Below are 8827 nucleotides of genomic sequence, written 5' to 3'. Positions count from 1 at the left end.
CACCGGAGGGTGCGGGGCCGAACGCGAACGACCGGGGGACCTACCTGTCCTGCTGCTTGCGCCAGCGGATGCCGGCCTCCAGGAAGCCGTCGATCTCGCCGTCGAGGACGGCCTGCGGGTTGCCGACCTCGAACTCGGTGCGGAGGTCCTTGACCATCTGGTACGGGTGCAGGACGTAGGAACGCATCTGGTTGCCCCAGGAGCTGCCGCTGTCCTTGAGGGCGTCCATCCTGGCCCGCTCCTCCTGGCGCTGGCGCTCCAGGAGCTTGGCCTGGAGGACGTTCATGGCGCTCGCCTTGTTCTGGATCTGCGAGCGCTCGTTCTGGCAGGAGACGACGATGCCGGTCGGGAGGTGCGTGATGCGCACGGCCGAGTCGGTCGTGTTGACGCCCTGGCCGCCGGGGCCGGAGGCGCGGTAGACGTCCACGCGGAGCTCGGACTCGTCGATCTCGACGTGGTCGGAGGACTCGACGACGGGGAGGATCTCGACGCCCGCGAAGGAGGTCTGGCGGCGGCCCTGGTTGTCGAAGGGCGAGATGCGGACCAGGCGGTGGGTGCCCTGCTCGACGGAGAGCGTGCCGTAGGCGTACGGGGCCTTCACGACGAAGGTGGTCGACTTGATGCCGGCCTCTTCCGCGTACGAGGTCTCGTAGATCTCCGTGGAGTAGCCGTGGCGCTCCGCCCAGCGCAGGTACATGCGCTGGAGGCGCTCGGCGAAGTCGGAGGCGTCGACGCCGCCGGCCTCGGCCCGGATGTTGACCAGGGCCTCGCGCTCGTCGTACTCGCCGGAGAGGAGGGTGCGGACCTCCATCTCGTCGAGGGCCTTGCGGACGGAGGCGAGCTCCGCCTCGGCCTCGGCGAGGGTGTCCGGGTCGTCCATCTCCTCGGCGAGCTCGAAGAGCACCGCGAGGTCGTCGATCCGCCCGCGCAGGGTCTCGGCCTTGCGGACCTCGGCCTGGAGGTGCGAAAGCTTGCTCGTGATCTTCTGCGCCGCCTCCGGGTCGTCCCACAGGGACGGGGCCGCGGCCTGCTCTTCGAGCACGGCGATGTCGGCCCTCAGCTTCTCGAGGTCCAGGACGGCCTCGATCGACCCCATGGTCGAGGAGAGGGACTTCAGCTCTTCGGATACATCGACGACTGCCACGCGTCCAGCGTAACGGCTCCGGGCCTGGAGCCGAACCTACGGCTGGGAGGACTGCTTGGAGTCCTGGGGCGGGGCGTCCCCCTCGCCGGACGCCGCGAGGTAGCCGCCGGCGCCGAGCGCGCCCGCGACCACGACCGCCGCGACGGCGAGGGTGATGCGTCTCTTGCGGACGGCGCCCGCCTTGTGACGGGCCGATCCGGGGCGGGGGGCGCCCGACGGGCGCGGGGCGCGGGCGGTGCCGAGGGGGCCGCCGGAGAGCTCGTCGGGGGCGGGCACCCGCATGGAGGTGTGGGTGTCGCGGTTGGAGTCCGCGGAGGCGCCGGGGACGAGCGGGACGGCGGCGCGGCGCGGCGCGGGCTCACCGGCGCCCGTGCCGGTGGCGTACGCGTCCTCCTCGTACGGCTCCGGGGCGGGCTCCGCGTCCGGCTCGTCCACGTCGAGCGGCGGGATGCCCTTGAGCAGCGGCTGGACGTCCTTGAGGCGGGCGGCGAGCTCGGAGGCGCGCAGCCGGGAGGCCGGGGCCTTCGCGAGGCACTGCACGATCAGCTGCCACAGCTCCTCGGGGATGCCGGGGAGCGGGACGACGGTCTCGGTGACGTGGCGGCGCAGCACGGCGCCGGGGTGGCCGCCGCCGAACGGGGTGAAGCCGGCGAGCAGCTCGTACAGGACGGTCGCGAGGGCGTAGATGTCGACGGCGGCGCGGGGCGGGAGGCCCTCGACGATCTCGGGGGCGAGGTAGTCGGGGGTGCCGATGATGCGGGTGGCCTTGGTGCGGCCGGGGGTGTCGATCAGCTTGGCGACGCCGAAGTCGGTGAGGAGGGCGGGGTGGGCGCCGCCGGGCCCGAGCGGGCCCTCCATGTCGAGGAGGATGTTCTCGGGTTTGACGTCCCGGTGGACGACGCCGGCGGCGTGTGCGGCGGCGAGCGCGTCGGCGACGTCGGTGATGATCGCGACGGCCGCCTCGGGGGCGAGGCGGCGCTCGCGGTCGAGGCGGGTGCGCAGGTCGGTGCCGCGGACCAGGTCCATGACGAGGGCGAGGTCGTTGCCGTCGACGACGAGGTCGCGGACCTTGACCACCCGGGGGTGGTCGAGGCCCAGGAGCGCGGTCCGCTCCTGGACGAAGCGGCCGACGAGCTCCTGGTCGGAGGCCAGGTCCTCGCGCAGCAGTTTGACGGCGACGGGCCCTTCGGGCCCCTCGCCGAGCCACACCGTTCCGGCGCTGCCCCGCCCGAGGATCTGGTGGGTGGTGTAGCGGCTGCCGATGTTCCGTGCCAAGACTGCTCCCTCAGCGGCTGCGGTTACGCCAAAGCTACTTGTCCGCGGCCGCCGGTCGTCACCTCCGAGGGGAAATCACCCCTCGGAAGTCGATAAATCGGCAGCATTACTGTCCCGTACCGCCGGTAGTACCGGAGGAACCGCTGCTGTCGATCAGGTCGGAGAACCAGTCGGACGCCGCCGAGATGCCGTCGCCGATCGCCTCCCAGTAGCCCTTGCCCTCGGCGATCCAGCCCTGGAGCGGGGTGAGCTCCCAGACGAGCCAGCCGGCCACGAAGAAGAGGACGATCATGACCAGGCAGCCCTTGAGGCAGCCGAGGCCGGGGATGCGCACCGGGTTGGCGCTGCGCTGGCGCGGCGGGCGCGGTTCGCGCGGCGCCGGGGCCTGGGGCGGCGGCTGCGGCGGCTGGTACTGCTGCTGCGGCGGCGCGGCGTACTGCTGCGGGGGCGGCGGCGGCGCGTACTGCTGCGGCTGACGCTGGGGCTGGTGCTGCGGGGGGTACGGCTGGGGCGCCGGCCGCTGCGGGGCGGGGCGCTGCTGGCCGTACTGCTGCTGGGGCTGCTGGCCGTACGGGCCGGGGTGCCGGTCCTGCGGCTGCTGCTGCGGCGGCTGCGGGCGCTGCGGGCGGCGGCGCAGCGGGTCCTCGCTCGGGTCCAGGTACTGCACCTGGGTCTGCTCGTTGCGGTCGCGGACCTGGCGCAGCTGGTTCTGCCAGGGGTGCGGCTCCTCGGGCTGCGCGCCCTGCGGCGGCTGCGGCGGCACGGGGGGCATGACGGCCGTCGGGTCGGCGGCGCCCGCCGGACCGCCGACCGGCAGCACGCTGGTCGCGCCGGCGGGGTCGTACTGCGGCGGCATCCCGGCGCCGGTCGGCAGCACCTGGGTCGGGTCGGCGGCGCCCGGGGCCTGCCCGCCCGGGGTCTCCGGGACCGGTGCGGGGGCCGGGTCGGGGGCGAGGAGCGCCCCGACGCCTTCCGCGGCCTCGATCTGGGCCGGGGTCGCGTGCACGCCGATGCCGGCGGCGACGGCACGCAGGCCGCGGGCCAGGTTCTCGGCGCTCGGCCGGCGGTCCGGATCCTTGCTGAGGCAGCGCTCGATGACCGTCCACAGCGGGCCGGGGACGGTCGAGGGGCGGCGCGGCTCCTCGCTGAGGTGCCGGTGGAGGACTTCCAGGGCGGTGCCGCCCGCGAACGGGGGCCGGCCGGTGACCAGCTCGTAGAGCAGGATGCCCGCGCCGTAGATGTCGACGGCGGAGGTCTGCGGACGGCCCTCGGCGGACTCGGGCGCCACGTACGCGGGCGTGCCGACGAACTCGTGGGTGCGGGTGAGGCCCGGGGAGTCCGCGAGGCGCGCGATGCCGAAGTCGGTGAGCATCGGGTGCATCTGGCCGCCCTGCTCGGCGAGCAGCACGTTGGCCGGCTTGAGGTCGCGGTGGACGACGCCGTCGGCGTGGCTGGCGGCGAGCGCGTCGGCGATCTGGGCCGTCAGGAGGGAGGCGGCGACCGGGGTGAGCGGGCCGCTCTCCCTGATGTACCGGTGCAGGTCGGGGCCCTCGACGAGGTCCATGACGAGGGCGAGGACATCGCCCTCGACGACCAGGTCGCGGGTGCGCACGATGTTCGGATGGGTGAGCCGGAGCAGGACGGACCGCTCGCGCAGGAAGCGCATCACGATGTCCGGGTCGTTGGCGAGTTCCTCCTTGAGGACTTTGATCGCCACGGTCTCGCCGGGCTGGCCGGCGACGGCCGCCTCGGCGCCCGCCGCCTCCCGCTGGCGGGCTCGCCAGACGGTGCCCGTGGCGCCGCGGCCGAGCGGCTCCTCGAGCAGGTACTTGCTGCCGATAGGCCGCACGTCACGCGCTCCCTGCTGATCGTGGTTGTGGGGTGGTCCCGTGAGGTTCCCGGGGCCCCTGTCCTCTGTTGTGACCCGTCCGGGTGTCCGACCCACTTTAGTGCCGCCGAACGGGTCACAGACCGGTCGTCCACAGGCGGATTCCGATGCCGTGTCCGATGGCGGGTCCGCGCTCCGCCGGGGGCCGCGCGGGCTCCCGGACCGAGCGGAACTTGTCCGGAAGAAGACGCTCCATGGAGGGCGACGGTTGCCGCGCATGCTCCGAAGGCATGCCCAACCAGGCGATTTCGCGTCCACTGCCGACTATTCAAGATCACTTATGACCGACCCGGGGGTGTGTTGTCAGTGGCAGGTGCGAGGATGCCTACAGCACGTCGCATCGGGGTCGGGAGCCCCGTGCCGTGCCGACCTGTACCGGACGACGCGTCCGTGCCGGGTGGGGGGACTCACAGGGCGGTTCCCCTGCCGGCATCTCGCGCAGAAGGGACCGACGACGGCGATGCAGATCCGGCTGACCGTCCTCGCGCCGTACGCCGGCCACGGCGCCGGGCGCACCTGCGACGTGCTCGTCACGGCCCCCGCGGGGACGGCGCTCGCCGCCGTCGCCTCCGGCCTGGCGGCCGCCGTCACGGGCCCCGACACCTCGGCCTCGGGCACCACCGTGCTCTACGCGGGCGCGGAGCGGCTCGACACCCGGCGCTGCGTCCTCGGCGAGCCGCCGCTGGTCGACGGCGCCGTCCTCTCCCTCCAGCTCCCCGGCCCGGACGACCGGCTCGGCGAGGCCGCCTCCGCCCGGCTCCACGTGGTCGCGGGACCGGACGCGGGCGGGGTGCACCTGCTCCACGGCGGAGCGATCAGAATCGGTCGCTCCGCCGACGCCGACGTGCCCCTGGACGACCCCGACGTCTCCCGCGCGCACTGCACGGTGACCGTCGGGGAGAACGGCCGGGTCACCGTCTCCGACCTGGGCTCGACCAACGGCACGACCCTCGACGGCGCCCCCGTCGGCGACCGCCCCGTCCGGCTCCGCCCGGGCGCCCTGCTGCGGCTCGGCGAGTCCGCGCTCCGGCTGACCGGCCCCGGCGGCGCCCTCGACGGCACGGACAGGGTGGCGACGGCCCCGGACGGCGAGGGCCACCTGCGCGTGGCGCACGGCGCGGACGGACCGGCCGCCGCCGGCAGCGGACCGGCCGCCGGCACCGGCACCGTTCCCGGGCGCCCCGCGGACGCCACCACCCGCGACACGACCCACGGCGGCGGGCGCGGCATCGCGTTCGCCGACGCCCTCGACGCCGTCGGCGAGTCGTACCCGTGCGACGACCGGTACGCGAACCCCGCCGACCGGTACCCCGACCCGTACGGCACCGACCGCTCCCCCGGCCACGCGCGCGCGGGAGAGCCCTCCGAGGGCCACGAGGACGGCGGCGAGGCCCACAGCAGGACCCGCCAGACCCGCGGGGAGGCCCCTCCGGCCGGCTCCGGCCGGGCGGCCGGCAAGCGCGGGCTCGGCGCGTGGGCACGGCGCCTGACGGGCGGGCGCGAGGAGCTCCCGGCCGCCGAGGCCGCCCCGGGCCCCGTCCCCGACACGCATGCCGGCAGCCGGTCCGCCGCCGGCACGCGCGAGGGCGCCCGCGGTCCCGTGCCGCTGGCCGACACCTGGCCTGACCCCGCGACCGTCCTGCTCACCGCCCTCGGCCCCGGCCCCCGGCTCTGGGAGCGGGAGGCCGACCACCCGGAGGCCCTGGTGGTGCGGCTCGGCACGACGGACCGCGCCGAGCTGTCCGGCGTGCCCGTCACGGTCGGGCTGCGCGAGGCCGGTTCCCTCGGCCTGGCGGGACCCGCCGACCGGCTCGCCGGCCTCGCCCGCTCGGTCGTCGCCCAGCTCGCCGCCCTGCACTCGCCCTCCGACCTGGAGATCGTGCTGATCAGCGCCGACCGGAACCGCTCCCTGGAGGAGCGGCGCCGGGCCTGGGGCTGGCTCGGCTGGCTCCCGCACGTCCGGCCGGCCCACGGCCAGGACTGCCGGCTGCTCCTGGCGTACGACCGCGAGCAGGCCCAGGCCCGTACGGCGGAGCTGACCCGGCGGCTCGACGACGGCCCGCTCGGCCCCGGCTGGCCGAGCGCCGACCGGGCGTGGGGGGGGGGGGCCGCGGCCCCCCCCCACGCCCCCGCCGCCGGCGGGGGGGTGGGGGGGGGCCGCCCGGCGGCGGGGGGGGGCGGGGCGGGGTCGGGGGGTGTGGCCCCGGGGGCTCGCCGCGGGCCCGCGCGGCCCCGGCTGGCCGCGCCCCGACCGGGCGTCCGTCGCCGAGGCCGCGGCCCGCCACGACGGCCCGGCGACGGTCGTGATCGTGGACGGCGACCCCGGTTCGGCGGCGCTGCGCGAGACGGTGGCGCGGCTCGCGGGCGCGGGCGCGGCGGCCGGCATCCACCTCCTGTGCCTCGCCGAGGCGCCCTCGGCCACCCCGGACTCGCCGGTCGCCGCCACGTACGAGGCCGCGTGCGCCGCGTCGCTCGCCTTCCGCGAGTGCGGGGCGGCGGCGCTGCTGAGCGGTGACGTGGCGACGGCGCTGCGGCTGCTGCGCACCGCCGGCGGCCGGGTCGCGGGCCACGGCACCGTCGGCGTGGTCGACGCGGTGTCCGTGGCCTGGGCCGACCGGTTCGGGCGGGCCCTCGCCCCGTTGCGCACCGAGACGGCCGCGGCGCCGTACGGCCGGGCGGCGGCGCTGCCCCCGTCGGCCCGCCTCCTCGACGAGCTCGGGCTCGCCCGGGCCACCCCCGCCTCCCTGATGGCCCGCTGGGCCTCCGCCGGCGACGGGACGGCCGTCCTGGGCGCCGGGCCGCGCGGCCCGCTGGCGGTGGACCTCACCCAGGAGGGCCCGCACCTCCTGATCGAGGGCCCCGCGGGCAGCGGGCGCACGGAGCTGCTCCGCTCGATCGCCGCGTCCCTGGCGGCCGGCGGCCGCCCCGACCGGCTCGGCCTGCTCCTCGTGGACGGGGCGGGCGGCGAGCGCGGCGAGGGCCTCGCGGCGTGTACGGAGCTGCCGCACGTCACCGAGCACCTGGTCGCCTCGGACCCGGTCCGGATGCGGGAGTTCGCGCAGGCGCTCGGCGCCGAGCTGAAGCGCCGGGCGGAGCTCCTGGGCGACGGCCACTTCGCCGACCGCCGCGGCGGGCGCACCGCGTCGACCGCCGAGCGCCTGATCGGCCAGCGCTCCCCCAGCGCGGCGGAGTCGCTGCCCCAGCAGGGCTCCCGCGCGACCGTCCGCGTCCCCGACGGCACCGGGGATCTGACGGACCGCCCGAGCGGGCGCACCCTGCGCACCGGCGACGGCGCGATCGGCGCCCTGCCCAGCGGCCGCGGCACCCGACCGCACGACGGCACCCTGCCCGAACAGCCGAGCGGCCGCTCCTCGTACCCGGGCGCGGACGACCTCGGCCACCGCCCCAGCGGCCGCACCCTCCGCACCGGCGACGGGGAGGCGTTCCTCGCCGACACGCCCAGCGGGCGGCTGCCCCGGCGCGACGGCGGCTCCTCCTTCGACGACCGCCCCAGCAGCCGCACCCTGCGCACGGGCGACGGCGACCTCGCCGACCACCCGAGCGGACGCGTCTCCCGCACCGGCGCGGGCGACCTCACCGGCCGGACCAGCGGGCGCGTCCCGTACCCGGGCGCGGACGACATGACCGGCCGGACCAGTGGCCGCGTCCCCTACCCCGGTGCGGGCGACCTCACCGGCCGGGCGAGCGGGCGCGTCCCGCATCCGGGCGCGGAGGACGTGACGGGCCGGGCCAGTGGCCGCGTCCCTTACCCCGGTGCGGACGACGTGACCGGCCGGGCGAGTGGCCGGTCGGCGTATCCGGGAGCCGAGGAGGCCGCGGGGCGGATTCCGCGGCCGGCGGCGGGCGAGCAGGCTCCGGCGAGGGCGGCGGGTGCCGGTCACCTGCCGCGGCTGGTGGTGCTGGTCGACGACTTCGACGCGCTGGTGGCCCCGGCGCTCGGTGCTCCGGGCAGGCCGGCGGCGGGGTCCGTCGTACGGGCCCTGGAGGCGGTCGCTCGGAACGGGGAGCGGCTGGGGGTCCACCTCGTGGCGACCTCGGCGCGCCCGGACCGCACGGCCGACACGGAGCTGGCCCACGGGGCCCGGCTGCGGATCGTGCTCGACGCGCCGCCGGTGGCCGCGGGTCCGGACGTCCCGGCGGCCGGGCGGGGTCGTCTCGGGCATCCGGACGGCCGGGTGACCCCGTTCCAGGCGGGCCGCGTCACCGGACGGATCCCCCGGACGGCGACGCTCCGTCCGACGGTCGTGCCGCTGGAGTGGGAGCGGATGGGCGACCCGCCGACCCGTCGCCCGGTGCGCGAGCTGGGCAACGGCCCGACGGACCTGGCCCTGCTGGCGAGTGCGCTCGACCGGGCGGCCCGCTCGGTCGAGGCGACTCCCGTATCGCCGCTGACCCCCGCGACCCACAGCTGACGTCACGTCACGAGGCGGCAACGATCGCCCACTTGACACGGAAGGCGGTATTGCGGGGCCCCGTCGCCCGGCGTAGACCTGTCGGCA

3 protein-coding genes and 1 pseudogene are annotated in these 8827 nt (G+C 76.9%); 1 reads left to right on the top strand and 3 read right to left on the bottom strand.

Going from position 1 to position 8827, the window contains the following annotated elements; genetic code table 11:
• Positions 1 to 40 precede the first annotated feature (40 nt).
• The 3 genes from prfB to ACFCY7_RS29160 all read right to left on the bottom strand — a co-directional run bounded on the left by prfB (position 41) and on the right by ACFCY7_RS29160 (position 4268).
• Positions 41 to 1144 (bottom strand): peptide chain release factor 2, encoded by a 1104-nt coding sequence (prfB, locus tag ACFCY7_RS29170; RefSeq protein WP_376489046.1) that lies wholly within the window; start codon positions 1142 to 1144, stop codon positions 41 to 43.
• Positions 1145 to 1180: 36 nt separating this feature from the next.
• Positions 1181 to 2419, bottom strand: a complete 1239-nt coding sequence (locus ACFCY7_RS29165; protein ID WP_376489045.1) for a serine/threonine-protein kinase — start codon at positions 2417 to 2419, stop codon at positions 1181 to 1183.
• A gap of 106 nt (positions 2420 to 2525) precedes the next feature.
• Positions 2526 to 4268, bottom strand: a complete 1743-nt coding sequence (locus tag ACFCY7_RS29160) for a serine/threonine-protein kinase (RefSeq protein ID WP_376489044.1) — start codon at positions 4266 to 4268, stop codon at positions 2526 to 2528.
• A gap of 499 nt (positions 4269 to 4767) precedes the next feature.
• Here ACFCY7_RS29160 and ACFCY7_RS29155 point away from each other — a divergent pair.
• Positions 4768 to 8740: pseudogene (locus ACFCY7_RS29155) on the top strand (FHA domain-containing protein).
• The last annotated feature ends 87 nt before the right edge of the window (positions 8741 to 8827 follow it).

Origin of the sequence: Streptomyces sp. NPDC056361 (assembly GCF_042262805.1) — a bacterium.
Lineage (GTDB): Bacteria > Actinomycetota > Actinomycetes > Streptomycetales > Streptomycetaceae > Streptomyces.
Note: the sequence above shows the minus strand (reverse complement) of the source record. Positions and strands in the feature narration are given on the sequence as shown.